Consider the following 26,578-nt stretch of genomic DNA (forward strand, 5'->3'; position numbering starts at 1 on the left):
GGGCTGCGGGAGGGGGAGAGAAGGTGAAAGAGGGCAGGAGAGGAGCGCGCGGTCGCCGGCTAAGGGCTGGCGACCGCTGTGCCGGGTCGGCGCTAATGCGCGTCGAACGGCAGTCGAAGCTGGTACGGATCTTCAGGGCGAGGCTGCCGACGACGTAACAGCGCAACGCTGCGGGGGTTGCGGGGCGTGTCGACGGGGGGCTCGATGTGGCTCAGACGAAACGCCGCACGTGTGAGGTGCAGCACCCGTGCGTCCGCATCGAACTGGGCGAGGCGCCGGCCGAGCAACCGATAGATGTCGGGATCGAAACCCGTGGCGGCGGGCATGTTGTCGATGAGCGCATCCAGCGCCTCTCGCGACGCCACGCTGCCCAGATATTGCCAGCGGTCGATGACGTGATACTCGACCTCTCCCGACTGGCTGCCGGGTTCCTCGATGGCGATCGGGCCGTCGTAGGGCCATGTATCCAGTTGCAGCGTTGCAAGCGCCTCACGCGTGCGAGCGGTGTGCGCATCGAGCGGCGCGTCGCCAACGCAGACGCCGTCGCAACGCTTCACCTGATAACCGAAGCACGGACGCCCCTTCGCCACTTTCTCCAGCCCCAACTGCGCGCAGCAAAGACGATGCTCGTCCGCCAGCGTGCGCAACGCACTTTCCGCGCCGTAGCGCGAGGAAAACGTGCCGTACAGCGATCCGGTGCCGGAGAAGTCGACTGTCTTCGCGCTGACCAGTCGAGGGGTATCGCTATCCGGTGCCAGTTGCCAACTGTAGAGACTGGCGGCGCGGCGCAACATGCGGTTATGCACGGGCTGCAATTGCTTGACGAGCTGCGATTCGAGCAGCAACGCGCCCAACTCGCCGACCGTACGACGCACTTCGACACGACGGATTTCCTGCGAGATGCGCAGATCCTTGGCGACCTGATGATCGCTGGAAAAGTGCGAACGCACGCGTGCCCGGACATCGACGCTCTTGCCGACATACAGCAGCGTGTCGCCCTCGCCGTAGAAGAGGTACACGCCGGGGCTGGCCGGCAATGCGTCGATGGCTTCGTCGGGCAGTTGCGGCGGCTGGCTGGAGCGCTTCGTCACACGCTGCACCGCCTGCCCGATAAGGTCGGGCGCATAAATCGTGTGGAGCTTTTGCCAGAACTGCCAGAGCAGATCGGCGTCGGCAAGTGCGCGGTGGCGGCCCTGCGGCATGAGGCCGAAGCGGGCGATCAGCGCGTCGAGTCCATGACGCGCTGCCGAAGGAAACAGCAGCCGCGACAGACGCACGGTACAGAGCACGTCGGCCTGAAAACCGATGCCCGCTCGCCGGAACTCGTTCTTGAGAAAGCCGTAATCGAAGCGGGCATTGTGGGCGACGAACAGTTTGCCGTGCAAGCGTTCGGCCAAGCCTTGCGCCAGCGTACCGAACGACGGCTGGCCTTTCACCATCTCGTTGGTAATGCCGGTGAGCTTCTGGATGAACGGCGGAATCGGCTCGCCAGGATCGAGCAGGGTGCTCCATTGGTCGACACCGTGCGGCCCGACTTCGACCACGCCGATCTCGGTAATGCGGTCTTCGAGGGCGTTGCCGCCGGTCGTCTCCAGATCGACGAAAACCATCGGGGCCGGCAGTGAGCGTGCGAGCGTATCCGGGTCGATCCCGTCGGGAGCGAATTCTTGAGTGCCGTTCAGGACATGCGGATCCATCGCTTCGACCACGGTTTCAAACATTGGATGCACCCGGTCCCCGATGCGTGGCGGGCGGATTCCGGCGGCTACGGGGCATCGCACTCAGGCCCGGCACGCCGGACCCCCGGCACGCGAGGCGGAAAAAGCCGATGCGGCAGACGACGCGGACGACGACGCGCACGACGGGGCGGGATGGGAAGGATGGGGGGTACGGGACGCAAGCGATGTCAGGATCGTTGCGCCCTCACCGAACACGCCGGCTGGCGCCGTATCGTCCCGAAGATCCGCCATCGACGCGGCAAGATCGCCCTCGGTGAAGGCGGTCACGATGGCGCGGAAGACGGCCGGGGCGGGGGCGTCAGGCCATTGCAGGTCGACTTCGGCGTCAAGCGACGGCAGCTCGCCGCCGCGTCGCAGGGTTTCGTCGCCCGGCAGGCGCAGAAGACGTGCGAGCACCCAGGACTCATGCCTGGCATGCAGTCCGATGTCTGCCTCCGCTTCGTCGGCAATGGCCACGAGCGTGCGCCAGTCCAGCGCCATTGTCGACGCGACTGCGCGGGGCGCGACAGCGACGTTCGTTGCCCCGATCGCTTGCGCACGCTGTGACGCCTGCGCCTGCACATAGCGCGCGGCAATCTCGCGCACGATGCCCGCCAGGTCGCGCTCGGCGGCGCTCAGCGCCAGTTGATCCCAGTCGATGGTTTCCATGAGATGTTCCTCGATTGGGGGATATGATACTGTATAAAATCACAGTGCGCGAGTCGCGTATCCGTAGCCGACGCCTCTCATGTCTCGATGCACTCGCCGGGGGCACCGCGGCATGTAATACTCTGCGCCAATCTTCTCGCACAGGAGCGCGCCTCAAGATGTTGACCCTGTATACCTTCGGCCCGGCGTTCGGGCTTCCCGACGCCAGCCCGTTCGTCGTCAAGGCGGAGATGCTGCTCAAGCTCGCCGGATTGCCGTACCGCACCCGGCGCGGCGGACTGCGCCGCGCCCCCAAGGGCAAGCTGCCTTATATCGACGACGATGGCGAGATCGTGGCGGACTCCACGCTGATCCGTCTGCACATCGAGCGCAAGTACGGGTTCGACTTCGACGCGGCTCTCACACCGGGCCAACGCGGGGCGGCGTGGATGTTCGAGAAGGCGTTAGAGGATCACTTCTACTGGCACGTCGTGCAGGCGCGCTGGTGCGACGACGAGAATTTCGACCGGGGGCCGGCCTCCTTCTTCCGGTCGATTCCGTGGCCGGTGCGCCCGATGGCGCAGGCGTTGATTCGCCGCAAGGTGCGTAAGACTCTGCACGGGCAGGGCACCGGCCGCTACCAACCCGAGGAGCAGCGACACTTGCTCGCGCGCGGTGCGCAGGCCGCCGCCCAGTTGCTCGGCGACCAGCCTTACTTCTTCGGTGATCGGCCGTGCGGGGCGGACGCCACCGCCTTCGGCTTCATCTCCAGCGCCATGTCGCCGGATTTTCGCCAGCCGTTGCGCGACGAGATCGAAAACCATCCGAACCTGACGGCCTATGTGGCGCGTATGCGTCGGGAGTTCTTCCCCGACGCCGGGGACGGCGGGAGCGCGTAGGCCGAGGCGCGCGCGGGCGATCGGCGCGCGGATCCGGACGCAACGCGTTCGCAGGCCGGCAGGCGAGGTGCCCCCGGCAAGCCGCGGGCCGTCGTCCGTCAGCCCGCCTCGGGGGCGGTCTCGTCGCTGGACAGCACGTCGGAGAGGACGAGATTGCGCCCGGAGATCTTGGCGGCGTAAAGCGCGCGGTCGGCACGGATGCACAGTGCTTCGAGGCTTTCGTGCTCGATCCACGTTGCAACACCGCCGCTCAGTGTGTAGTGGCATACGCCGAAGGGGCCCGCCACGAGATGCCGGCTCGCCTGCGTTCGCAAGCGCTCGGCAATGCGGATCGCCCCCGGCGTGTCGGTGCCGGGCAACAGCACGGCAAATTCCTCTCCGCCTAACCGTCCGAAAACATCGCCCTCACGCAGACTGTCGCGCACGAGCTTCACGAACTCCCGCAGCACCGTGTCGCCACCCGCATGGCCGTGTGTGTCGTTGATCGCCTTGAAGTGATCCAGATCGATGACGACGATGGACAGCGGCCAGCCGCGCGCGACGGCGCGCACCATCTCCTGACGCGCGAGCAGGTCGAAATGCTTGCGTGAGATTGCGCCGGTCAGATAGTCGCGATTCGCGGCTTCTTCGGCGGTAGCGAGCATGGCGTCATGGATCATGAGGACCGAGCCCATCGTCATCGCAGGCATGACGATCGCGCCGATCGTGAGCATGACGAGATTGAACATCGTCGGTGCGAAGACGTCGAGTCCGGGCGCTGGCGCCCATGCGAACGCCACGCCGCGCACGGCGTGCGCCGTGGCGAACACCGCCGCCATGCCGGCCGTCAGCCAGTAGTTATGGGGATGGCGACGCGGCGGGATATGCCGCAGGATCAGCGTCGCAATCGCGAGCAGGAAGGTGGCGTGAAACGCCGATACGGCCACGACGCGCAGCGACGGATTGTCGATGCCGTAATGCCAGAACAGCATCGCCGCCGCGAGCACGCCGAGCGAAGCCCCCAGCGCGTGCCAATGCGGCGGACGCCCGAGAAACCGGGCGCAGCCGGCGTAATACGACAGCAAGCCACTGGCCAGCGCGAGGTTGGCGACCGGAATCGACAGGAAATCGGGGATGACGCCGCGCAGCGCGAACAGCGGCAAAGAGACGAGGACCGCAACGTTGGCGAAGCACCACTCGCGAACGCCGGCCACCCGCGAGCGCAGGAGAGAACCTACGATCAGCAACATCATGAAGCTGAGCAGTGAGGTGATCGCGAGCAGGGACGTCGTCAACATGGCGCTGGCCAATGGGGAGGCTGACATGTGTTGAGCATTGTAATGTACGGCGCGCCGGGCGTTACATTCCTTCGCGTGCCACACCAGTAGAATGGCCGGGTTCGTCATTTCTGCCAGTAGGAGCTTTCGTCAATGCCGACGACTCGACGCGATGCGTCACATTCTGTTCGCCCGACGCGCCTCGCGGCGCTCGCCCTCGGCGTGGTCGCCTGTCTGGGCGCCGGCCTGAGCGCCTTGCCCGCCTACGCGCAGCAAGAGCCGATGCAACGCCGCTCGGCGCAACCGCCGTTGTTCGCCACGCCAGCCAGTAACGCCACCGCGCCGGCGGCGGACATCAATCGCGATATGCGTCCCGCGCTGCAGGCCGCCAATCTTTGGCTGGGACTCGCCGACATCAACCGCGCGCAGCAGAGCTGGGAGCAGGCCGCGCCGGTGTTCCAGCGCGCGATTTCCGCGGAAGACTGGGCGCGGAGTCTGCAAGGCGCACGCTCGCCGTTAGGCAAGGTGAAGACGAGGAAAACGCACGACGCGGTCTTTACGCGCTCGCTCGCCGGGCAGCCCGACGGCGAATATGTGGTGATTCAGTACGACACGGTGTTCGAGAACAAGGCCGAGGCGCGTGAAATGGTGACGATGGTTTTCGGTATTGACGGCCGCTGGCGGGTCGCGGGCTATCTGGTGCGTTGATCCGGGGTGTGGGGCAGGATGCCTTACCCGCTTGCCCCCGCTCGCCCCGGTCCGGCGTGCGCGTCTAGCGCGGCAGCGCCGGCTCGACGATGTGCATCGTCGTCTCGACGTGAGTACGGGCGATCTGCTCGGCAAGCGCTTCGTCGTGCGCGCGCAGCGCCGCAAGCAGTTCGCGATGTTGCTCGTTGGTGGCGCGAAGCTGTTCATCGGAGAACATGACCGGCACGCGCAACGCCCAATAGTAAAACTGCGTACGTTCGTGAAATTGCTCGATCACGACGTTATCTGCCGCCTTCACGATGAGATCGTGAAATTCCGTGTTGAGGCGGTTCAGGGCCAGACGCGGCAGATCGGCGTTGGGTTCCATCTGTGCGATGAGGGCTTCGAGGGCGTCGCAGGTCTCGGGGGTGATCTTGCGTGCGGCGAGCCGGGCGGTTTCGGACTCGATGGCCACGCGACTCTCGAAAATCGCGCGCACGGGCAGATGGTCGGCACCTTGCACTTCCCAGCCGCGATTACGTGCGATAAAGCCTTCGCCTTGCAGGATCAGCAATGCTTCGCGCACGGGCGTGCGGCCTACCCCGAGCAATTGAATCAGATCGTCCTCGATGAGGCGCTGTCCCGGTTTGAGTTCCGAGGCGAGAATCATGCCGCGGATTTTGGTCCGCACTTCACCAGTAATCAAGTTGCTCGGCGCTTTCATCTGATGCTTGTCTTCCATTGAGCGGCGCGAACGCCGTTTCCTTCGACTTCGGCGAGAGGCCGTCGGTACTGCCGGATTTCTCGTGCACAGGTATGCCTTGTGTATGGATTCCTATGCCGCTGCGGATTTTACCGAGTTTCTTTCGGCGCCCCGGAAACCATTCCCAAAACGGCAAAGTTGTGGCAACCATGCGCGCAACGCATGAATGGGGTCCGATTTTGCGCAATTCTTTCGGTTTCCGAAGCGAGGACTCGCTTATACGAGCGTTTGAAGTGTCGAAAAAATACCATAACGCCCGACGTGTCGGGGTTCGCGCTCACTTACTTGCAATGTGAGTACCCACAGTCATAGCGTTGCGGGTACCGAAACATGCGCCGTGCGACGGCTTCGGAAAATTGATGAAGATGTGAATAAAGTGCGCCTAATAACCCCTCATTTATAAGGGGCTTTGGACAAAAATGTTGACCGTCTTCCCGGTATGCGGGATTTCACAGGCCCCGATCGGGTGCGATGCCAATGATTTGTTCGATAATTTTTGCAATAGATGATAATTCTGCATGATTGTTAATAAAATTGGTGCAAACCCCGTCGATTCCCGGTGGATTGCCCGGCCATTCGCTGGCCAATGTGCCTGGTCTGCATGAAAAACCGTCGGGTGACAGAATCGACGTATGCCGCTTTGTGCCACTTCGCGTGTCATCGCACGCCTGTCCCCATGCCACCATCGCTCTATCGGCGGGCTAGCCGAGTGTCTCGACAAGTCGTTGCGACCCTGCGCGCTGCCGCCTGCATCAGTCTCGCGTCCCTTGTCATGCTGAACGTCGCACAGGCGGCGCCGTGGGGTGTTGGCAACGGTGCCGAGGGGAGTGCCGATAGCAATGCCGGTCCGGCCTACGGGCCGGAGTTGCAGGGCTTCGACTATCCCTATCCGGTCAATCGTTTCGACTTCACGTCGCAGCGTTTGCCGCTGCACATGGCCTATATCGATGTGAAGCCGACGCAGGCGAACGGCCGCACCGTCGTATTGCTGCATGGCAAGAACTTCTGTGCCGCGACGTGGCACGAGACCATCGACGCGCTTGCGGGGGCCGGCTATCGCGTGATCGCGCCGGATCAGATCGGGTTTTGCAAGTCGAGCAAGCCTGCGCAGTATCAGTACAGCTTCCAGCAACTGGCTAACAATACCCATGCGTTGCTCGCGTCGCTCGGCATCCCGTCGGCCACGATCATCGGCCACTCGACCGGTGGCATGCTCGCTGCACGCTATGCGCTGATGTATCCGGGGCAGACGCAGCAGCTAGTGCTCGTCAATCCGATCGGACTGGAAGACTGGAAGGCGCTGGGTGTGCCATCCAGGACGGTGGACGAGTGGTTCGATCGCGAATTGCGCACGAGTGCGCCGGGTATTCGCCGATATGAACAGTCGACGTACTACGCCGGGCAATGGAGCGATCGCTACGAACCATGGGTGCAGATGCTCGCGGGGATGTATCGCGGTCCGGGCAAGCGGATCGTGGCGTGGAATTCGGCGTTGCTCTACGACATGATCTATACGCAGCCGGTCGTCTACGAACTCGGTGAGATTCGTGTGCCCACGTTGCTGATGATCGGCGATAAGGATACGACGGCCATCGGCAAGGATTTCTCGCCGCCCGAGGTGCAGGCGCGCATTGGTCATTATGCGGAACTCGCCAGGACCACGCATGCCACGATTCCGGATTCGACTCTCGTCGAATTCCCCGATCTGGGACATGCCCCGCAGATGCAAGACCCGGCGGCTTTCCACAAGGCGCTGCTCGCCGGGCTGGCGGCGCTACGCTAATTCGACATGGCGCTCACCGATGCGCCCTTTGCACACCATCGATAAGCCTATCGGCAAAGGCGTCGGCGGCGGCGAGTGCTTGCCATCGAGCGTTGCCAGCCCGAGGGGGCGAGGGGTCGAGGGGGCGAGGGGTCGAGGGGGCGAGGGGGCGGTGCGGCACCCGCGACGGAATCGGAAGACGTCAGGACGCTCGCCTGTTGGCGTGAAACGGTAACGTCACGAGTCCGACGAGGTATCGCGCCGTCGTCGAGGCCGGATTGTAAAAGCCGATCGGCTGATCGAGCCGCATGGCGAGGCAATCGCCGGCGTCGAGCCGCCAGGTCGTGTTGCCGAACGTAATCTCGATCGTGCCATCGATGATCCAGATCTGCTGCCAGACCTCGTTGTCCCTCGTGCCGGCGTCATAGGCAACGCGCTCGCCCGCCGGGAACCGGATCTCCGCGAACTGGAGCGGCGACGGTTGCGACGGCGAAAGATTACGTCTCACATACCCCGAATCCGGATCGGTCCACACCGGCTGGTCGGCGTGTCGGGCAAGCGGCGAGGGCGGCGTGTCTTGCGCTGCATGCTCCTCGAAGAGCGACGCCAGCGTGACGTCGAGCGCCGTGGCGAGCTTGTCCAGCACGTTGGCCGTGGGACTCGTCTGCGCGCGCTCGATGAGCGAGATGTTCGACCGGCTCACGCCACTGCGCTCAGCCAGCGTATCGAGGGAGTAGCCGCGCTCGCTGCGCAGGTCGCGCACTCGGCGGGCGATGCGTTCATTGATATCCATGATGTCCAGTTTACTGGAAATTTATTTCTAGTAAACTGGACGCCAATGAGGATAACGTTGAGAATGTCGCGAATGCGGCCCACGTCTGGCTTCGGATCATCGGCGGTCATCGGTCGCCAGATGCTGCCGTACGTCACCGTACAGCGCCATACAGAGCCATACAGCGCCATACCGCGCCATTCACGTCACCTGCTTGCGGAACCCATGAAATGACTGCTTCCTCCTCGTCGTCCAACTCGCTGACGATTCGCGACGCCACCGATGCCGACCTCCCGGTCATTCGCGACATCTACAACGACGCCGTCGAGCACACCACCGCCATCTGGAACGAGATCCTCGTCGACCTCGACAATCGTCGCGAGTGGCTGGCCGCGCGTCTGAAGCGCGGCTATCCGGTGATTGTCGCCGAGCGCGACGGCAAGACCGTAGGGTATGCGTCGTTCGGCGACTGGCGCGCCTTCGACGGCTATCGTCATACCGTCGAACATTCGATATACATCGACGGGCATGCACGCGGCGGCGGCATCGGCGAAGCGCTGATGCGCGCCCTCATCGAGCGCGCTCGCGCGGCCGACGTGCATGTGATGATCGCGGCCATCGAAGCCGGGAATGCGCCGTCGATTCGCCTGCATGAAAAGTTGGGCTTTCGCACGGTCGGCACGTTCAGCGAAGTCGGCACGAAGTTCGGCCGCTGGCTCGATCTCACCTGCATGGAGTTGCGTATCGCGTAACGGCCGGACGATCGATCCCGACCGCGTCAGCGCTGCGCACCGAACGGGACATGGCGCATAATGTCGCGCCATGTCCCGAACACAACGTCTCTTCTCATTGATGCAACTGCTGCGCCGTCACCGTTATCCGGTGGCAGGTGCGGCGCTTGCCGACTCGCTCGGCGTGAGCTTGCGCACGCTTTATCGGGACATCGCCGAATTGCAGTCTCAGGGGGCGCATATCGAAGGCGCGCCGGGGTTGGGGTACGTCCTCAAGCCGGGCTTCATGCTGCCGCCGCTGATGTTCTCGGAAGAGGAAATCGAAGCGATCGTGCTCGGCTCGCGCTGGGTCGCCAAGCGCACCGACGGCGCGCTGGCCGATGCCGCGGCGAATGCGCTGGCGAAGATCGCAGCGGTGCTGCCGGCGGATTTGCGTGCGTCGCTGGAGGCGTCGACGTTGCTCATCGGCCCCGGCGATCCGCTGCCGCCGATGATCGTCGATCTGACCGACATTCGCGAGGCCATTCGCGCCGAGCGCAAACTGCATCTGTCCTACCGTGATGAAGCCGGCCGCATGTCCGAGCGAGTCGTCTGGCCGTTCGCGCTGGGCTTCTTCGATCGCGTTCGCATGATCGTCGCGTGGTGCGAGTTGCGCGATGACTTCCGAAGCTTCCGCTGCGATCGTATCGAAGCAATGACGGCGACGGGAACCCGCTATCCGCGCGGGCGTCGCGCGCTGCTCAAGTCGTGGCGGGAGACGATCGGCAAAGGCTGATGACGTATCGGCTTTGCTGGGGCATAAAGGGGGCATCAAGGGCGCATAAAGCACGAGAGACGCACGAGAGACATGCGTGAAAAACGGCGTAGCGATAGGTGCCCCGGGGTTTCAAATCTGCGTTCGAATACTGACAAAATCTGACAGCATGCCTTCGTACGATGACGTTCATGACAGCGCGCAACAGTGTTCGGTTGACAGGCAATCGATACGGCGTTGTCCATCCAAAACGACATCGATAACGAACGACAGGAGCCCGTCATGCTGCATCCCGACATGATCAATTTGTACGTTGCCAGTCCACCCGAGAGCGCCGGCTTTTATTCGGAGCTGTTCGATATGGAGCCGGTGGAAGCGTCGCCAGGGTTTGCGCTGTTTGCATTTCCTTCGGGCATGAAGCTCGGCCTGTGGGCGCGCTTCTCCGTGGCACCGACGGCGATCGCGCCGCCGGGCGGCAGCGAGATGGTGTTTCCGGTGGCGTCGTATTCGCACGTCGATGCGACGTGGGAGGACTGGAGCGCGCGGGGCATCACGATTCTTCAGGCGCCGACCACCATGGACTTCGGCCGTACGTTCGTCGCATCCGACCCGGATGGGCATCGCCTGCGTGTGTATCGCCTTGCCGAGAATCGCTGAGCGCTGATCGGCGTTGTCCGGCGCGAGTCGGTCGGGCCAGCCGGGTGCCCTATACGAGCGGCACCCTCGGCCCTTCCTGCTCTCGCTATTGCACTGCCTTTGCTACTGGTAACGCGACATCAACTGCTGGTACATCGACTGCAACTGCAACTTCGACATCAACTGCTGGTACATCGACTGCAACTGCAACTTCGACATCAACTGCTGGTACATCGACTACAACTGCAACTTCGACATCAACTGCTGGTACATCGATATCAACAGCCACTTCGACATCAACATCAACGGCTGCTACTGCTACACCACCTGCCATTGCGTTACGGCGTGACCGCCGTTTCTCTCCTCCACCTCATGCTTCACTTTGCCGACGCCGTTTTTACGAGCACCGGCGTATCGCGGTACTGCGTGGGGAAAATGCGCTTGAGATCCTTCACTTTCGGCAGATCGTTGATCACGATGTACGGATAGTTCGGGTGCTCGGTCAGAAAGTCCTGGTGATACGTCTCGGCGGCATAGAAGCCCGTGTACTTCTCGACCTTCGTGGCGATGGGTTTGTTGTAGACGTGCGAAGCGTCCAGTTGCGCGATGTAAGCGGTGGCGACCTGCCGTTGCGCATCGTTCATCGGGAACACCGCCGACCGGTACTGCGTGCCGCTGTCCGGGCCCTGACGGTTCACTTCCGTCGGGTTGTGCGCCACCGAGAAGTAGATTTGCAGCAGCTTGCCGTAAGACACCTGCTGCGGATCGAAAGTCACCTGCACCGATTCGGCGTGCCCGGTCGACCCCGTGCCGACCGTCTCGTAGTCTGCCGTCTTGGCGCTGCCGCCGGCGTAGCCGGACTCGGCCTTCGTCACGCCCTTCACGTGCTGGAAGACGCCCTGAACGCCCCAGAAGCAGCCGCCGGCGAAAACCGCCGTTTCCGTGCGGGCACCCGTGGACGGCATGTCGAGTTTCGGCGCTGCGATGACGACGGCGTTTTCGGCTCCGAAGGCGAACGCGCCGGACTGCCAGGCGAAGATGCCGGCGGCGACGGCAGCCGTGCCGATCAGCGCGCGTCGCAAATGGGAGACCGGCGACGCTTGACGGCGGGACGGGGCGACGTCGTTGCACCCGGGGTGATGCGGTTGTTGCGGTTGGTGCGAATTGAGCTTGGCCATCTGAATACTCCCGGCGTCGACGGACGCCTCGGTTGTGGCGTTAATTAAGAGACTTGGCGTTTGCGGCTGTCGCCCCCGCTAGCGCGGCATGCTGCGAGGACCTCATCTGTCGTATCGATAACGCGGCTTCATACATCGGTGTGACTACCTCGTCGGTCAACCGAACGTGAAGGCGTAGGCAGACGCCCCGGCGTCGAAAAACTCGATGCTGAACGTGTGGTCGCGCACCTCACCCGTCTGACGGACCAACTGGTACAGGCGCTGCGACGTTACGGTGCCGGTGCCGTCCGCTGCCACGTCGGTGCCATGGGCGTTGCCGGGCGCCTCACCGTCGAGCGTCACGCGAAAGCGCACCGGCTTGCCGTTGACGTCAGGACCGAGCACGAGATGCAGGTCGCGAGCATGGAAGCGATAGACGATGCGTGCGCCGACTTGCGCTGCCGTGGCCTGCTCAGGGCCGACCTTCCATTGCCCGGCAAGCCCCCAGTTGTTGAGCGACGGCGTCGAGGGGGCGCGGTAGTCGCTGACGGCATCCTTCACGGCGCCGCCCGGCGAAGTGAAGTTCTCGGCGCGCTCGTAGCCGACATACGTTTCCGGCGAGCGAACGTCGCCCATGTCGGCGGCCTGCTGAACGCCAGCGGCCTTGACGTCGGTAATGCCGTCGGCGACCTGGGCGGCGCCGGCTTCGCGCAGCAACTGCTGAATCACGCGCTCCGATTCGGCGTAGTTGCCCTCACCGAAGTGGTGATAGCGCACGCGACCCTGCGCGTCGACAAAGTAATGCGCCGGCCAGTACTGATTGTTGAAGTTGCGCCAGATGGCGAAGTTGTTATCGATGGCGACCGGGTAATCGACGCCGAGATCGTGCACGGCCTTCTTCACGTTGTCGATGTCGCGCTCGAAGGCGAATTCCGGCGCGTGCACGCCGATAACGACGAGCCCCTGATCGCGATACTTCTGAGCCCACGCTTTCACGTACGGCAGCGTGCGCAGGCAGTTGATGCAGGAGTACGTCCAAAAATCGACGAGCACCACTTTGCCGCGAAGGGCCTGTGCCGTGAGCGGCGGCGAATTGAGCCATTGCACGGCGCCGTCGATCGACGGCAGTTGACCCTCGACGGGCAGCGGTGCGGGGGCGCTGGCCGCCGTGCGAACCATGGCAGGGCCACCCGGGGTGGCGTCGGTTGCCGATGCGTTCTGCGCAGAGGTGTCGGGGGCGGCGCGGTTCGCGCCATCGACGTTGCTAGCGCTATTGCCACCGTTGCCCCGGCCGCCGAGCTGGTCGACCAGACGCTGTTCGATGCCGCCGGTCGACGCCGTCGACAACCGGGCGAGGGCACCCGTGTCGAGACCCAGCGCGATGGCGCCGACACCCGCGAGCATCAGACCGCCCAGCACGCGGCGAATCCATTCGCCTGCGCCGAGTGAGCGCTTCATGGTGGCGAATACGCGTCCGCCCACGAGCAACGCCAGCGCCAGCGAGGTCGCAGCGCCCGCCGCATACGCGATCAGCAGCAATGTCGTGCCGACACTCGCGCCTTGCAGGGCTGCTCCCGTGAGTACCAGACCGAGGATCGGGCCGGCGCAAGGCGCCCAGAGCAGGCCCGTGGCAATGCCGAGCAGAAACGATGCGCCCGGCCCGGCGCCTTTCGATTCGCCCCCTGAAACGGTGCCATCGCCCTGCGCAGATTGCGTCAGACGATTGCCGAGCGAGACGAGCGGGTGTGTCAGGCGTTCGGCCAGTTTCGGCAGCAGCAGCGTGGCACCGAACACGGCGACGAGTGCGAGGGCGAGCCAGCGCCCGTACTGGTTGGCTTGCACGACCCAGCTACCACCGACGGCGGCAAGCGTGGCGACGACGGCGAACATCAGTACCATGCCGGCGAGCATCGGCAGTACGCTGCGCGAGAACGACTGGCCGGCACGTGAGAACACGAACGGCAGCACCGGCAGAATGCACGGGCTGACGATCGTCAGAATCCCACCGAGGTAGGCAAGGATGAGCAATGTCATGAAACGCTCCTTGGGCGACGTCAGGCGGCTTGCGCGCGGAAGGTCATCGCCAGACCGTTCATGCAATAGCGCAGACCGGTCGGTTTCGGGCCGTCATCGAATACATGGCCCAGATGACCGCCGCAGCGGCTGCAATGCACTTCGGTGCGAATCATGCCGAACGTGGTGTCGGTTCGGGTACCCACGGCTTTGTCGAGCGGTGTCCAGAAGCTTGGCCAGCCGGTATGGCTGTCGAATTTGGTGCGCGACGAGAACAGCGGCTGCGCGCAACCGGCGCATGCGAAGGTGCCCGCGCGATGCTCGTCGTTCAACGGGCTGGAGTAGGGCCGCTCCGTGCCTTCCTGACGCAGAATTTCGTACTGTCCCGGCGAGAGACGTCGGCGCCATTCGGCATCGCTGTACGCGACTTCGAAATGCTCGGCGGCGCTCGCGCGACGGGTGTCGTCGGCGCGCGCGGGGCGCACCAGACGCGGCACCAGCCCGGCGGCCACGGCGGTCGCGGCGGCAGTCGCGCTCAGCAGGAAGACCCGGCGGGCGGGTGTCGCGCCGGCGTCGGTGGCCGTTGCCCCGGTTCGGGCGGCATTGCGCGACGCGTACGGCTGGTGCGACTGATGCGGCTCGATCGGTTTGCGGGGCTTGGGCGGATACAAATCGGACAATCTCATGACATCCTCCGGTCAGTGGGACGATCCGGGGTGGGCTGGCCACGCCGCAGCAAAATCGGGGAGCGCGTCGGCGGTGGTACGGCACAGAGGGGGTCCACGCCGGATCGATGGCTGAAGGTTAGTGCGCCGGCGATGGCGAAGTCCTCACGTAAAATTAAACAATTCGTGATACCTCTTAAGGCGTGTTCTGCGCACAATGGGGGGCATCACCACTCATGTCCCTCACTTTTCGGGAGCCGCCCGTTCGATGGAATCGCCGCGCCGTGTTCTGCTCGTCGAAGACGACGTGCATATCGCCGACCTGCTCTCGCTGCATCTGCGCGACGAGCGCTTTGACGTCGTGCATTGCGCCGACGGCAACGAGGGCCTGCGCCGTCTGGCCGAAGGCGGATGGGATGCCCTGATTCTCGACCTGATGCTGCCGGGTGTCGACGGGTTGGAAATTTGCCGCCGCGCCCGGGAGATGACGCGCTATACGCCCATCATCATCACGAGCGCCCGCTCCAGCGAGGTCCACCGGATTCTCGGGCTGGAACTGGGCGCTGACGATTATCTCGCCAAGCCTTTCTCGGTGCTCGAACTCGTTGCCCGGGTCAAGGCGCTCATGCGCCGCGTCGATGCGCTCGCGCGCAATGCCCGCATGGAAGCGGGCAGTCTGGCGATTGCCGGGTTGTTCATCGATCCGATCGCTCGCGAGGCGTCGCTCGCGGGCAAGCTGCTCGACCTTACGCCGCGCGAGTTCGATCTGCTGTACTTCTTCGCGCGTCAGCCAGGCAAGGTGTTCTCGCGCATGGATCTGCTCAACGCCGTGTGGGGCTATCAGCACGAGGGCTACGAACACACCGTCAATACGCACATCAATCGCTTGCGCGCGAAAATCGAGGCCGATCCGGCGCAACCGACGCGCATCCTGACCGTGTGGGGCCGCGGCTACAAGTTCGCGAACGACGGTGCGCCCGACGGTGCTGGCGGTGTGAGCGGTGAAGCAGGAGCTGCATGATGCGTCGCTGGCGTTTTACCCTTACCCAACGGTTGTCCGTCGTCTTTGCGGTGCTGTTGCTCGTATGCAGCGGCACGTCCGCGTGGATGCAGGTGCAGGCCAACCGCATCCACGAGGCCGAGGTGATTCAGGGGCTGTCGCGCGGGCTGGCCGAACACATCGCGGCGAACGCGCAACTGATGGACTCGAACGGCATGAAGCCTGACGCCGTGCGTCGTCTGTTCGGGCAGCTCATGGTCGTGAACCCGAGCGTCGAGGTTTATCTGCTCGACGAACAGGGGCGCATCACCGGACATGCGGCACCCGATGGCCACCTGCGACGCACCCAGATCGATCTCGGGCCGGTGCACAAGCTGCTCGACGGCGAATCGCTGCCGATCTATGGCGACGATCCGCGTAGCAGCGATGTCCGCAAGGTGTTCAGTGCGGCGCCGCTGCGGGTGGATGGGCGTGAGGTCGGTTACGTGTACGTCGTGCTGCTGGGCGAGGCGCACGACCGCTTCGCGGAGCGTGGGGCCACGAGCGCGGCGTTGAATACGGCGCTGTGGTCGATCGGACTGGTGGCCGCACTGTGCCTGATCGCCGGTCTGGCGGCCTTCGCGCTGATCACGCGCCCCTTGCGACGCCTCACGGATACCGTGCGCGAATTCGATATCGACGCCGCGCCGCCGGCGACGGCGCCTTCGATGTCCTCGCTATCCCCGCTGTCGGCCGAAGCGCTTGCCGCGCAGCAGTCGCGGTCGAGCGACGAAATCATGGTGCTGGAGCGCGCATTCCGCCAGATGGTCGAGCGTCTGGGGACGCAGTGGCGCACGCTGATGCGTCAGGATCAGGAGCGGCGCGAACTCATCGCCAACATCTCGCACGATCTGCGAACGCCGCTCTCCTCGATGCACGGCTATCTCGAGACGCTTTCGCTCAAGGACGCGACGCTCACGCCCGCCGAGCGGCGGCGCTATCTTGGCATTGCTCTCGATCAGAGCCGAAAGGTCGGCGCGCTCGCTCAGTCGCTGTTCGAGCTGGCCCGTCTGGAGCATGGCTTCGTGCAACCCGAGGCGGAACCCTTCTCGGTGACGGATCTGATTCAGGACGTCTTCCAGAAATTCGAACTCAGCGCCGAGTCGCGCGGGGTGACGTTGCGGGCCGAACTCGCCGCGCAGATTCCGGCGGCACGGGCCGATCTCGGTCTGATCGAGCGCGTGTTCACCAACCTGCTGGAAAACGCGTTGCGTTACACGCCGTCGGGCGGAGCGATCACGGTGGCGGTTGCGCCGGTCGGCTCGGAAATCGAAGTGCGGGTGAGCGATACGGGACCGGGCATTCCGGAGAGTGCGCGCGAAGGACTCTTCGAGCGCCCCTTTACGGTGGGCGGGGCGCGCCGCGAAGGCGGGCTCGGACTGCGAATCGTGCATCGTATCCTGCAACTGCACGACCGGCGGATTTCGTTGATCGATACGCCCGGTCAGGCAGGGCAGGGCGCAACGTTCCGCTTTACTTTGCCGACGTAACTGCGGTCAGCGCCGTCGGTGAGGCAGCCGAAGTAAGCGTGTCGCCTAAGGTAGCTGAGGTGGCTAAAGTGGCTGATGTGTCTGAGGCATCTGACGCGGCCGCAGCCGCGGCGGGTGCCTCAGCGGCGGTCGCCGATGGCGCGCGCGGGGCCGCCGACGTGGCGCCGAGCGGGCCGTTGGTGTTGTTGGCGCCGTTCGGCGTGACGCCGGTCGTTGCGTCGAAGTACGTCAGCTTGCGCACGAAGACATTGGCGAAAGGATCGATCTTGTCGCCGGGCGACGTGATGACGATACGCACGATGTTGCCGTGGCTGTCGTACTTGTAGTGATACTCGGACACATGATGCTCGCCGGTGGCGGCGTCGGTCCGAATGACCCGTACCAACTCGTGGCGCGGCGAGTATTCCGAGACCTCGTTATCCCAGGCCAGCGGCAACCATTGTCCGTCGATGAAGGCCGCCGCGCCGTTGTCGCGCACGATGCGGCCGCCGTCGGGTTTGCGCTCGACGCTCGCGAAGGTTCGATACGACACCATCTTCGGCGCCGGGCGCGCCCGTCCGTCCGCCGTGATGACCTGACGCGCTTCGTTCGGCGCTTCCCACTGACGCGAGAGCGCGAAACATTCATCGTCGAACTGGCGCGCCTGCACGGTGCCGGGACGACGGTGATGCAGGCTACCCGATGCGGACACCAGGCTGCGCGTCCATTCGAGATGGCCGTCTTCCAGACGCACCTGTTCCTTCCATGCCGGTTGCCGCGCTGCGTGCACGACCCATGCGTCGGGACCTTGCCAGTCGACGGTCGTGCCGTTGATGCTGTGCAGCCGACCGTCGGCGTCGTACGTGTAGCGGCCCCGGTCGGTGCTGGCGAGCAGATGACCCTGCGGGTCGAACTCCATTACGAACCGATTGCCGTTGTCGAGCGGACCGACCTTGCCGGTGCTGCGATCGTAGCTGGCGATGAAGCGCGTTTCCTCGATCTTGCGAACGCCGGCGGGAATGCCCCCGAAGTTGCGCATGAGGTCGTCTTCTTCGCGCAGTGCGGCTTGAACGCACCACGGCAGCGGTGCGGCGGCCGCCTGAGGCGTTTCGGCGGAAGGCACGGGCGTGGCGGCATTGACCGGCGCGAGCGCGGGTGCATTCGTCGCCTTCGGATTTGCCGGGGCGACGCCCGGTGGTGTGCCGGCACAACCGGCGAGCACGGCGGTGAGTGCGGCAAGTGCCAGGGCACCGCGCACAGAGCGGAAAGAAAGCATGGACTGGACAGGTCGGGCAGGTGAAGCAGACATCATCGCAACGGATTGCCGGAAGTGTTTTTCCGCAATTGTACCGGCTCCGTGTGACGTGTCTGCGCCGACCCGTCCAGGCAGGGGCCGCCGGCGCGCCGATCGCGCCCCGGCGGCGACTTAACGCGCTATCGCCACAAGCACCACGCAAACGCGGTGATGACGAGGATGCACACCCCGTTGATACCGACGCCCGCCCGTATCATGGCGCTTTGCGGCACGCGCCCGGTGCCGAACACGATGGCGTTGGGCGGCGTGGCCACCGGCAGCATGAAAGCGCAAGACGCACCGATGCCGATCACCATCGTCAGCAAGGCTTCGGGCATGCCCAGCGACACCGAGATGGCGGCGAAGATCGGCACCAGAATCGCAGCGCTGGCAGTGTTGCTCGTCAACTCCGTGAGGAAGACGATGAAGGCGGCGGTGATCAGCAGGATCACGAGCGTCGGGCTCGTTGCGAAGGCGCTGGACACCCCTTGCGCCATGACGACGCTCGCGCCCGAGTCGCGCAGCACAATGCTGAGCGTGAGGCCGCCGCCGAACAGGAGCAGCACGCCCCAGTCCGTGTGCGCCTGGATCTGCTTCCACGACGCAACGCCTGTCGTCGCAATCAGAACGGCGGCGAGCAGGGCGATCAGCGTGTCGAGTTGCTTCACGCCCCCGAGCCATGCGGAGATCTGCTGGCTGAAGATCCACGACACTACGGTCACGCCGAAGATGGCGACGGCTGTGATGCGTTGCCCGGTCCACGTCATGGGCTCATTGTCGATGCTCACGGTCTGATCCAGACGGGGGCGCAGAACGACATAGGTCGTCGCGATCATGAGCGGCAGCAGCAGCGCGACCAGCGGCACGCCGAACTTCGCCCACGTGAGGAAATCGATGCCCAGATGCGAGGCGACCATCGCGTTGGGTACGCTGCCGACAACGGTGCCGAGGCCGCCGATGTTGGCGCTGTAGGCGATGCCCAGCAGCAAGAAGGTGACCGTCTTGCGATCGCGGCTCGCATCGAGTTGCGACAGAATGCCGAGCGCGAGCGGCAGCATCATCGAGGTGGTCGACGTATTGTTCACCCACATCGACAACATGGCCGTAGCGATGAACAACATGAGAGCCGCGCGGCTCATGCGGCCGCCGGCCAGACGAAGGAGCTTGTTGGCCAGAAAGCGGTCGAGCCCCTGAACCCGCATGGCGGTGGCAAGTGCAAATCCGCCGAAGAACAGGAACACGATCGGATGGGCGAAGGAGGTGAGCGCGGCGGGCGTGTCCAGGATGCCCAGCATGACGGCGAGCACCGGCACCATGAGGGCGGTGGCCGTCAGATGTACCGCCTCGGATAGCCATAACACGGCGATAAAGACGGCGAGCGCTAGTCCGCGATTGGTTTTGTCGTCGAACGGCAGGACGAAAATGAGCGCCAGCATGACAATGGCGTTGCCCAGCAGTATCCAGGCGTCGCGGGCGGACATGGCCCAGCGCTGGGTGAGGGTTCCGGCTATTTCGTTCATCTCCTAATTCCTCTGTTTTCCTTTGTTGCGATTGTTTTCTTTTGAAGCTTCCCACCGTGGTAAGCGGCGCGGACGGTAGCAGGGCGCGTGGCGGACACGTTGCGGACACGTTGCGGACACGTTGCGCCGGTCGTTACACGCTGAAAAAGGGAACGGCCGGTGCGTCGTCAGCGCGAGGTTCTTCGCGCCCCTGCCTTAGATGCCACGGATTTTCCAGAGGTGCCTTAGGAAATCGCTCATACGTGAGGTGAGGGGGGCGTGGGCGAGTCGCGGTGGGGGCGCAACCTACCCATGGGGGATTGCCGGCGAGCAGGGTTTGCCGGCGATGTACAGCGCCACTTCCCGCGTTGTCCGGGCGATCCGAACAAAGTCGGACCAGTTGCCTCAAGCCGGTGACGCTCGACGATGGCCCCGTGATACGCTACCGCCAGCCCAGCATACGGATACGGGGCATCTCGATAACGAGAGCGATGGACAAGCCTGAAGCGCACCAATAGAGAGATGCCAGGAGGGGGGACATGCAGCGTATCGAGAAGGACGCGCCACCGGGCGATCGGTCGACGCAACCCGCGAATCGGGGCACGCCCGAGCCGATGGCCGCCGCAGGACGCACAACCCCGGAACGGCACCCTCACGCCGACCGGCAACGCCGTATACAGGCGATTGCCAACAATAGCCCCCGACTTCAGTCCGCCGCGCAACTACGTACGATGATGGACCAGCGCACGTCGGCGCAGGCCTTCAGCTCGACGCATCCTGCCCCCCTCGCCGTCCCCCTCGCCGCGCAGGATGCCGCCATCGGCGTAGGGGCAACGCACGCGCCCCGGAGCCCGCATGACGCGGCGCAAGGTCGGACACCCGTCGTTCAATTGAGTAAGAAGCGCCGCGGGGGCGCGAAGCGGTCGAAGAAGACGGTTAAAAAATCGCCATCAAAAGGCAAGGACGAAGCGACGGCGGACGACACGCAGGGCGATGACGCGCCGCAAACCCAGGACGGGGCGTCCGACGAGATTACCGCGATCGCGCCCTACCGTGTGCCTGACAAAGGCACCGGGCAGAACGTCGCCGGGGCCAAGGAAGCCCGGCAGACGCTGGATGCCATGCGAGAGAACTTCTATCGGGCGGCCACAGGCGTTCTGCGGGCGGCCGGTGTCGACGGCTCGGGCGCTCCGGGAACATCGGTCGCAGACTTACAGGCGTTAGCGTTCGAGGATGCGGTTTCGCGAGCCGTCGATATCACGCTGCCCGCGCTGCTGCGGGCACTGCCGTTCGGCGGTGCCGGTGCTGCAATTCGATTTGCGTACAACATGATGCTGGAACGGCTGCGCGTCGAGCCTGTACTGGCGAGTCAGGACAAGCCAGCCCAGGAGAAAGCCGTCGAGGCGTTTCTGATTGCCGCCGTCGAGGCCCTCGGCCCGGTAGACAGCGACGGCGAAGACGACGAAATGGACGACGATGCGCAAGACGGCGAGAAGCCCCGCGTCGATTTGAAGCGTCATCAGGCTGCGAAAGCGAACGTCGCCGCGATCGTCGAAGCCGATGCGCAAGCCTCCAACGAGCACATTACTAAGTACAGTCAGACCCGGGCTCAGGCACAAACAAGCTACTTGTACTCCCGGATGATGGAAGTGCCGGTGATTGCTGGGTTGCGTGGCCGCGAATCCAAGGCAAAAGGCATTGCATTCATCAACGATCAGCGTAGGTCGGAATTGTCGTTCGACGCCGCTGACAAACTTCTCGTGAAGCTTGCGGTGACGCTCGACTTTCGCAACGGTGTGGAGTTGTTGCACCGGTTCCGGACGACCCCCGTTGCCGATGCCGTTACGGCGCATCGCATCCGGCTATTGCTCCGAACCCGGTTTAACAAAGAGTTCGACTCGCACCCGCTGGCGACACCGATCACCGACGCGCTTGTGGCACTGAATCTGGTCAGCAACGCGGTGAGGGGGGAACTTCAGCCAAAATCCGAAGTGGCCAGACAGGTGGCCGATGATCTGGTGCTCTCCGACCATTTCTCTCGCATCGGGAAGATGGAGCTCGCCTTCAACACCAGGCGCCAGGAGGCCGTGAAGCGCGATACCGCGCAAGACGAAAAGAAGCGTCAGGCGCGGCACGAAGATCTCCTCCAGCAATTCGATGCACTCAAATTTCCTCGGGACACGTTGGAGCGCGTTGCAAAATTGCTGGGTGTCGTATTGCCCAAGCCCAAAAGCGAGGATGCCGCAGCGGACAGGGCTTACGTACCGTCCGTCGAACTGCTGCTGTTCACCATGGCGCTGACCCATGTGCAAAGCGGCGCGACCACGGACGTCGTGCAGACAGGCTTCGAAAACTTGTTGTTCCGTGCGAATCTCGACCCCGGCAGCGAGCGCCGGGAAGCAGTCGTCATGCAATTGAAGGCCGACAAGCTGTTGGCGGGTGTCGACCCGGAAGTGCTGAGCCGGGGGGCGAAAAGCATTGCTTCACTCAAGCGCGATGCCGTGCAGGGGGGATGGGCCACGGCAGGCGAAATCGATATTTGCTCTCGCTTGCTGGGGCCGCGGGCGTTCATCGGCATTCTTGGCTCACACATGGCGCGTCGCAAATATGGCCCATTGCGATCGATCATCGAACAGACGATTCGGCACCGTGAAGCCGTCGCCGTGGCGCCTCCCATGACGAATCGCTCGCTGGCCCTCGATACGAACACCATCGAAATTCTGTTGCCGACGATCAAAGAGGTGCCGGATGCCATGAAATACCGGCGCGAGCAACTCAACGACATCATCGTCAACAACGATATTCAGGATATCCGTCTCGCCAACATGAACGTCGCGGAACTGGGCGAGTACGGCCGCCTGATCGGCCGGACACTCGACATCGAGGTCCTTGTCGGATCGGTGCTCTCGCGCCGCAAGCTGACGTTCATGGGCGTTCCCTTCTCCAAAAATCGCGCGGGTGGCGCGTACTCGCGGTTGTTCAAGGAGTTGGAAACGAAGAAGGTCGGCGAGAATAAGGGGCACGCCGACCGTAGCATGATGGCCGACCTGTTCCTCGCAGAACGCGAGGAAGGTCATGTTCCACATTTTGCAAGCGCCGATCAGGGCGTGGGCGACGAAATCGGCGATAAGAAGCATCAATTCAACCCCAAGGCGTTGAAGCTTCCCCCTTTGAACATCGTACCGATCAAAACGAAGCGAGACGAACCGTCCACCGGCGCGAAGGCATCGACCGCAGGAGGCGCCACGGCGACGGACAGCACGAAGGCCGCGGCCTCAGGCATCGATCCCGTTGCGAAAACACCCCCCAAGTCTGTTTCTGGCGCGACGCCATCTCCCGGCAGCGGATCGACCGAGCGACCCCACAGGTTGGGGGAGGGCAATGCGATCTATGGCTTCGAAGTGGGTGGCACGCACACGGTGGCCGAAATCACCAAACTCATTACGGACGAGACATACGGCCGCAAACGCAAAAAGCACTTCGAGGTATACGTGGTGGGCGGGGCCGTGCGCGACTACTTGCGTGGCAGCAAGGTCAAGGACGTGGACGTGAAGACCAATATGCCGGTCAAGGTCCTTCAGAACCTTCTCGAAAAGCACAAGCTCCCCTATCACACGACAATCAAGGACGGCCTTTACCTCGTCACCGTCTCTGAGGAGCCGCACTCACTGGATATCGTCTGTGCGACACAGACACAAGAAGCGTTCGATGCGCTGCACCACAGCGGGAAAGAGCGCCTCGATCTGCGGAAAGATGCATTGGAGCGCGACTTCACCATCAATGCTCTCTATCTCGACAGCCGCTCAGGCTTTGCCCCGTCACGCGGGGGAGAGCAGGTCATCGACCCGTTGGATGCCGGTGGAATTCGGGACGCGCGTAGCGGCAAGCTCAGACTGGTGGCCGATCGCACCCGAGAGGACGGCGCCGACAAAGACGATGGCGCCAGCGCTTGGTTGCCCGTACCGATTCAGGAGCGGGCGCAACGTATCGTCGAGCATCTGTTGGCACATCCCGAGGAATTTGGCCGCACGCTAAAGTTTCTCGATCGCGGCCACACCGAATGGGAAGCGCAAGGCCGGAAAACCCGCACGGTCAGCACAGGCAAAGGCGGGGCCGGAAAGTCGCATGCCATCGACACCTACCATCTCGATACCGAAGTCCTGGACATCCTGCGCAGCAATGCCGAGATTATTCTTCATCCGCTGGTCACCGAGTTGAAAGAAGACACCAGCGCGATACGTGGAGAAGACGTCAAGCGAGGCAGCAGTCCCGCAGCGCGCAAGAACTTTTTCTTCCATAAAACCGGCTTCTCGACACCGATGGAGTTGGTGGAAGTCATGCAACGGCTGCACTTTTCCGCGCATGTCATTCAGTTGCTAATCCCGGATACCGTCGCCGGCGAGTATGGCAGTGGCGAGTTGGCATACAACCGCAATGTGTCGCCGCGCAATCGCCCCACAGGCTCGCCCTCGGCATGGGACCCGAAGGCGGCGCCCAAGGTGAAGGTCGACATGCAAAGCGGGGCGTTGTACCAGCATCGCATTTATGCATGCCTGCCCAGCGAGACCCAAAGGTATGCTGCCGACGCGGCGGACAAGACGTTGACGCGCATCCTGATCGATGTGGATTACACAAATCACGCCGTCTCCGGGCACCCGGCCCCTCACCATCACGTTTTTCGCGACATCGGTGGGAAATGGGTCAAGAACGAAAGCGGGTTCTCGAATACCGGCCAGCCCGGATTGCCGTCTGTTGCGATGGAAGACGGTATTTACGTGTATCACGGACCTACGCCGTGGTTGTGGCGTCCTGCCCCGGGGCAGGACGATGACAGCGTGCCGGACAGTCGCTTCGTCGAGCTGGTGGAAGCGGCGTGTCAGGACGCATCGCTGACGTTCGAAAATCATAACGATGGCGTGGTGACAATCGGCAAACAACTGCGCATACCCGTGGCACGTTTGCGGCAAATCGATGCGCGCGATGCCGAGAAGGGGAGTCCCAACAAGTACCGGCTGGCACGTCTGCTGACCTTGATAAGGACGTTGAACGCCGGCGACGTGAATACGGACGACGACAGCCTGAAGTACTTCACGCAATCCAAACGCGGCGGCGAAAGACTTCGGTTTCAGGTGCAATTGGAAAAGGTCGACGATTTCATGGCAAAGTCCTGCGGCTTCGCGCGCAAGGGACCGGAAATCGCCTCGTTAACGCACGAAGAACGGCTGCGGCTCTACGACTTGCTGTCCGCAGGATATGGCGAATTGGAGAGCGCCGCGGCGGCCCGTTATGCGAAAACACAGTTGGCCGGGAAATTCGACGCCCATTTGTTCGTGGAGTATTTCGAGTTCTATATGGCGGCTGTCGCCAGTCGTGTGAGTGGCAAAGACGTCGCCGAGCTGAATCGGCGGATGATCCGCAAATCGCGGTCGACTGTGGTCGGGCCCGCCGTGGCGCTTTCCGCCAAGGGGCAGGCGGCCGCCGACGACGTTATTGAGGCGGCGATCAAAGACAAGCAGGCGGCACTACGCTTCACGAGTGAGCAAGCCGCCGCCTATCACATCGTGAAGCACCGCGAAGTCACCGGTGAAGATCCGAAGGCACTCGAAACGAATGCCGGTGCTGCGCAAGCCGGCAAGCACTACATCGATGCGGCGACTGGCGCCGTCGCCAATGGCAAGGTCGAGAAGACTGTGCGCGAAAGTGCATCGACGCGTGTGTTTTTCTTCAAGGCGAACGACGTCACGACGATCGTCGAAGCCCGGCTGGATAAAGACACCTGGCACGCCAGAATCTTGTCGTGCTACGGAAAAAACGACGAGCAGGATGTCGTTGTCGGCTCGCCGTTCATCGATGTTCCGTCATCCTCGGGGTTGAGTGGGCTGACGGCCCCGCACGGCGGAGCGAAGTCCGGGGCAGAGTCCGCGCAAGTCGACAACGTGCTTCGGACGGATTTCGGATTGCTGTACAGAGTGCCAGCCGTGACGGACGGCAACTGTTTCTTCGACTCGGTCCGGCTTTCTGCGGGGTTGCCGCAGAGTGCGGCGAGACTGCGGGAAATGGCGGCCGCTCAAATTCATCCCGCGAGCGAGGCAGACCAGCGTTGGCTTGCGCCGTTCGTCACAGGTTCTCAATCGGACGAAGCCAAGTTAAAGGCCACGAATCGCAAGATCAAGCAAAACGGATTCTGGGCCGACAACGCGGGTGATTTCGTCCCGTATTTGATGGCTCGCGCACTGGCGCGGCCGATCTACATCGTCTCGGGCATCAATGGCCGTCTGATTACGGTAGCAGGGGGCGGAGCCGGTCAGCCGATTGTGGTTTTCTACAACGGTGCCAACCATTACGACGCGACGGCGCAGGCGGGGCCTGGACCACTGAAACATTGATCGGCCACAGTGGCCATAGCCAACCCAGCGCTCGCTCGCGCCCCTGATTCAGTGAGCCTCCCCCTGTTGGACCGGGCGCCACACGCCCATCGCGATTTATCGGACGAACCCCGTCGCTGTCGTCGTCTCGTCAGTCGCAAACATGTACGCCCGACAAGGGAGAGGGCTGCGGATCTCTTGTATGTTGTTGATTTGAAGTGATTTTTCTCGGGTGTCGATCTGACGGGGGCCAGATTGCGTGAATAACGCTCAAAGTTGAGTGAATGTCGACATGCGCTTTGGCAGGGGGGCGTCCCAAATTTTCTTCGCCTCAGGGAAAACCCCGCGTCTTGAAATCGTAAAACCCCGTCCCTATAATTAGCACTCGTTGGCGCAGAGTGCTAACGCCATGAATTCACCAGATATGCAAAAGTTTGCATATTTAGTTTTG

21 protein-coding genes are annotated in these 26,578 nt (G+C 63.3%); 9 read left to right on the forward strand and 12 right to left on the reverse strand.

Going from position 1 to position 26,578, the window contains the following annotated elements; all coding sequences use genetic code 11:
- Positions 1–92 precede the first annotated feature (92 nt).
- Positions 93–1,721: an exonuclease domain-containing protein gene (locus tag PAN31108_RS05455; protein WP_150667891.1), complete on the reverse strand. Its 1,629-nt coding sequence runs from the start codon at positions 1,719–1,721 to the stop codon at positions 93–95.
- A gap of 60 nt (positions 1,722–1,781) precedes the next feature.
- The gene (locus PAN31108_RS05460; protein WP_150667892.1) at positions 1,782–2,387 is read right to left on the reverse strand and encodes a DUF2471 family protein; all 606 of its coding nucleotides are present in this window, start codon (positions 2,385–2,387) and stop codon (positions 1,782–1,784) included.
- Between the two features lie 158 nt (positions 2,388–2,545).
- Here PAN31108_RS05460 and PAN31108_RS05465 point away from each other — a divergent pair, with 158 nt between their 5' ends.
- On the forward strand, positions 2,546–3,265 hold the full coding sequence (locus tag PAN31108_RS05465; RefSeq protein ID WP_150667893.1) for a glutathione S-transferase C-terminal domain-containing protein: 720 nt from the start codon (positions 2,546–2,548) through the stop codon (positions 3,263–3,265).
- A gap of 98 nt (positions 3,266–3,363) precedes the next feature.
- Here the strand turns inward: PAN31108_RS05465 and PAN31108_RS05470 are convergent, their stop codons facing one another.
- Positions 3,364–4,542, reverse strand: coding sequence for a GGDEF domain-containing protein (locus PAN31108_RS05470; protein ID WP_150667894.1), 1,179 nt, complete (start codon positions 4,540–4,542; stop codon positions 3,364–3,366).
- Between the two features lie 132 nt (positions 4,543–4,674).
- Between PAN31108_RS05470 and PAN31108_RS05475 the strand changes: the two genes are divergently transcribed.
- Positions 4,675–5,229, forward strand: a complete 555-nt coding sequence (locus PAN31108_RS05475) for a DUF4019 domain-containing protein (RefSeq protein ID WP_150667895.1) — start codon at positions 4,675–4,677, stop codon at positions 5,227–5,229.
- 64 nt (positions 5,230–5,293) lie between these two features.
- Here the strand turns inward: PAN31108_RS05475 and PAN31108_RS05480 are convergent, their stop codons facing one another.
- Positions 5,294–5,950, reverse strand: coding sequence for a GntR family transcriptional regulator (locus PAN31108_RS05480; protein WP_150667896.1), 657 nt, complete (start codon positions 5,948–5,950; stop codon positions 5,294–5,296).
- On the reverse strand, positions 5,901–6,122 hold the full coding sequence (locus PAN31108_RS26305) for a hypothetical protein (protein WP_174994865.1): 222 nt from the start codon (positions 6,120–6,122) through the stop codon (positions 5,901–5,903). The genes PAN31108_RS05480 and PAN31108_RS26305 overlap by 50 nt, the downstream gene beginning before the upstream one ends.
- A 621-nt stretch (positions 6,123–6,743) precedes the next feature.
- Between PAN31108_RS26305 and PAN31108_RS05485 the strand changes: the two genes are divergently transcribed.
- Positions 6,744–7,754: an alpha/beta fold hydrolase gene (locus tag PAN31108_RS05485; RefSeq protein ID WP_246183798.1), complete on the forward strand. Its 1,011-nt coding sequence runs from the start codon at positions 6,744–6,746 to the stop codon at positions 7,752–7,754.
- Positions 7,755–7,935: 181 nt separating this feature from the next.
- Here the strand turns inward: PAN31108_RS05485 and PAN31108_RS05490 are convergent, their stop codons facing one another.
- Positions 7,936–8,526, reverse strand: a complete 591-nt coding sequence (locus PAN31108_RS05490) for a helix-turn-helix domain-containing protein (protein ID WP_150667898.1) — start codon at positions 8,524–8,526, stop codon at positions 7,936–7,938.
- A 209-nt stretch (positions 8,527–8,735) separates the two neighbouring features.
- On the opposite strand from PAN31108_RS05490, the gene PAN31108_RS05495 reads away from it, so the two are divergent.
- From PAN31108_RS05495 to PAN31108_RS05505, 3 genes are all read left to right on the forward strand, one after another.
- Complete coding sequence (locus PAN31108_RS05495; RefSeq protein WP_150667899.1) at positions 8,736–9,257, forward strand: GNAT family N-acetyltransferase; 522 nt, start codon at positions 8,736–8,738, stop codon at positions 9,255–9,257.
- 70 nt (positions 9,258–9,327) lie between these two features.
- Positions 9,328–10,011, forward strand: coding sequence for a helix-turn-helix transcriptional regulator (locus tag PAN31108_RS05500; RefSeq protein WP_150667900.1), 684 nt, complete (start codon positions 9,328–9,330; stop codon positions 10,009–10,011).
- A 261-nt stretch (positions 10,012–10,272) separates the two neighbouring features.
- On the forward strand, positions 10,273–10,647 hold the full coding sequence (locus tag PAN31108_RS05505; RefSeq protein WP_150667901.1) for a VOC family protein: 375 nt from the start codon (positions 10,273–10,275) through the stop codon (positions 10,645–10,647).
- Positions 10,648–10,732: 85 nt separating this feature from the next.
- On the opposite strand, the gene PAN31108_RS05510 is transcribed toward PAN31108_RS05505, so the two are convergent.
- The 4 genes from PAN31108_RS05510 to msrB form a co-directional block, all read right to left on the reverse strand.
- Positions 10,733–10,960, reverse strand: coding sequence for a hypothetical protein (locus PAN31108_RS05510; RefSeq protein ID WP_150667902.1), 228 nt, complete (start codon positions 10,958–10,960; stop codon positions 10,733–10,735).
- A 43-nt stretch (positions 10,961–11,003) separates the two neighbouring features.
- Positions 11,004–11,804 carry a peptide-methionine (S)-S-oxide reductase MsrA gene (msrA, locus tag PAN31108_RS05515; RefSeq protein ID WP_150667903.1) on the reverse strand — a complete coding sequence of 267 codons (801 nt, stop codon included), beginning with the start codon at positions 11,802–11,804 and terminating at the stop codon, positions 11,004–11,006.
- A gap of 156 nt (positions 11,805–11,960) precedes the next feature.
- Positions 11,961–13,817: a cytochrome c biogenesis protein DipZ gene (locus PAN31108_RS05520; protein WP_150667904.1), complete on the reverse strand. Its 1,857-nt coding sequence runs from the start codon at positions 13,815–13,817 to the stop codon at positions 11,961–11,963.
- Between the two features lie 20 nt (positions 13,818–13,837).
- Positions 13,838–14,482 carry a peptide-methionine (R)-S-oxide reductase MsrB gene (msrB, locus tag PAN31108_RS05525; protein ID WP_150667905.1) on the reverse strand — a complete coding sequence of 215 codons (645 nt, stop codon included), beginning with the start codon at positions 14,480–14,482 and terminating at the stop codon, positions 13,838–13,840.
- Between the two features lie 247 nt (positions 14,483–14,729).
- On the opposite strand from msrB, the gene PAN31108_RS05530 reads away from it, so the two are divergent.
- Positions 14,730–15,482 (forward strand): response regulator transcription factor, encoded by a 753-nt coding sequence (locus PAN31108_RS05530; RefSeq protein ID WP_150667906.1) that lies wholly within the window; start codon positions 14,730–14,732, stop codon positions 15,480–15,482.
- Positions 15,479–16,990 (forward strand): sensor histidine kinase, encoded by a 1,512-nt coding sequence (locus PAN31108_RS05535; protein ID WP_150667907.1) that lies wholly within the window; start codon positions 15,479–15,481, stop codon positions 16,988–16,990. The genes PAN31108_RS05530 and PAN31108_RS05535 overlap by 4 nt, the downstream gene beginning before the upstream one ends.
- On the opposite strand, the gene PAN31108_RS05540 is transcribed toward PAN31108_RS05535, so the two are convergent.
- Both PAN31108_RS05540 and PAN31108_RS05545 read right to left on the reverse strand, forming a co-directional pair.
- A complete protein-coding gene (locus tag PAN31108_RS05540) occupies positions 16,974–18,245 on the reverse strand; it encodes a hypothetical protein (protein WP_174994866.1) in 1,272 nt (423 codons plus the stop codon). The two genes, PAN31108_RS05535 and PAN31108_RS05540, sit on opposite strands and share 17 nt — an antisense overlap.
- A 158-nt stretch (positions 18,246–18,403) precedes the next feature.
- On the reverse strand, positions 18,404–19,783 hold the full coding sequence (locus tag PAN31108_RS05545; protein ID WP_150667909.1) for a DASS family sodium-coupled anion symporter: 1,380 nt from the start codon (positions 19,781–19,783) through the stop codon (positions 18,404–18,406).
- Between the two features lie 518 nt (positions 19,784–20,301).
- Here PAN31108_RS05545 and PAN31108_RS05550 point away from each other — a divergent pair.
- Positions 20,302–26,148 carry a hypothetical protein gene (locus PAN31108_RS05550; protein ID WP_150667910.1) on the forward strand — a complete coding sequence of 1,949 codons (5,847 nt, stop codon included), beginning with the start codon at positions 20,302–20,304 and terminating at the stop codon, positions 26,146–26,148.
- Positions 26,149–26,578 lie beyond the last annotated feature (430 nt).

The sequence above is a fragment of the Pandoraea anhela genome (genome assembly GCF_902459655.1).
Taxonomy (GTDB): domain Bacteria; phylum Pseudomonadota; class Gammaproteobacteria; order Burkholderiales; family Burkholderiaceae; genus Pandoraea; species Pandoraea anhela.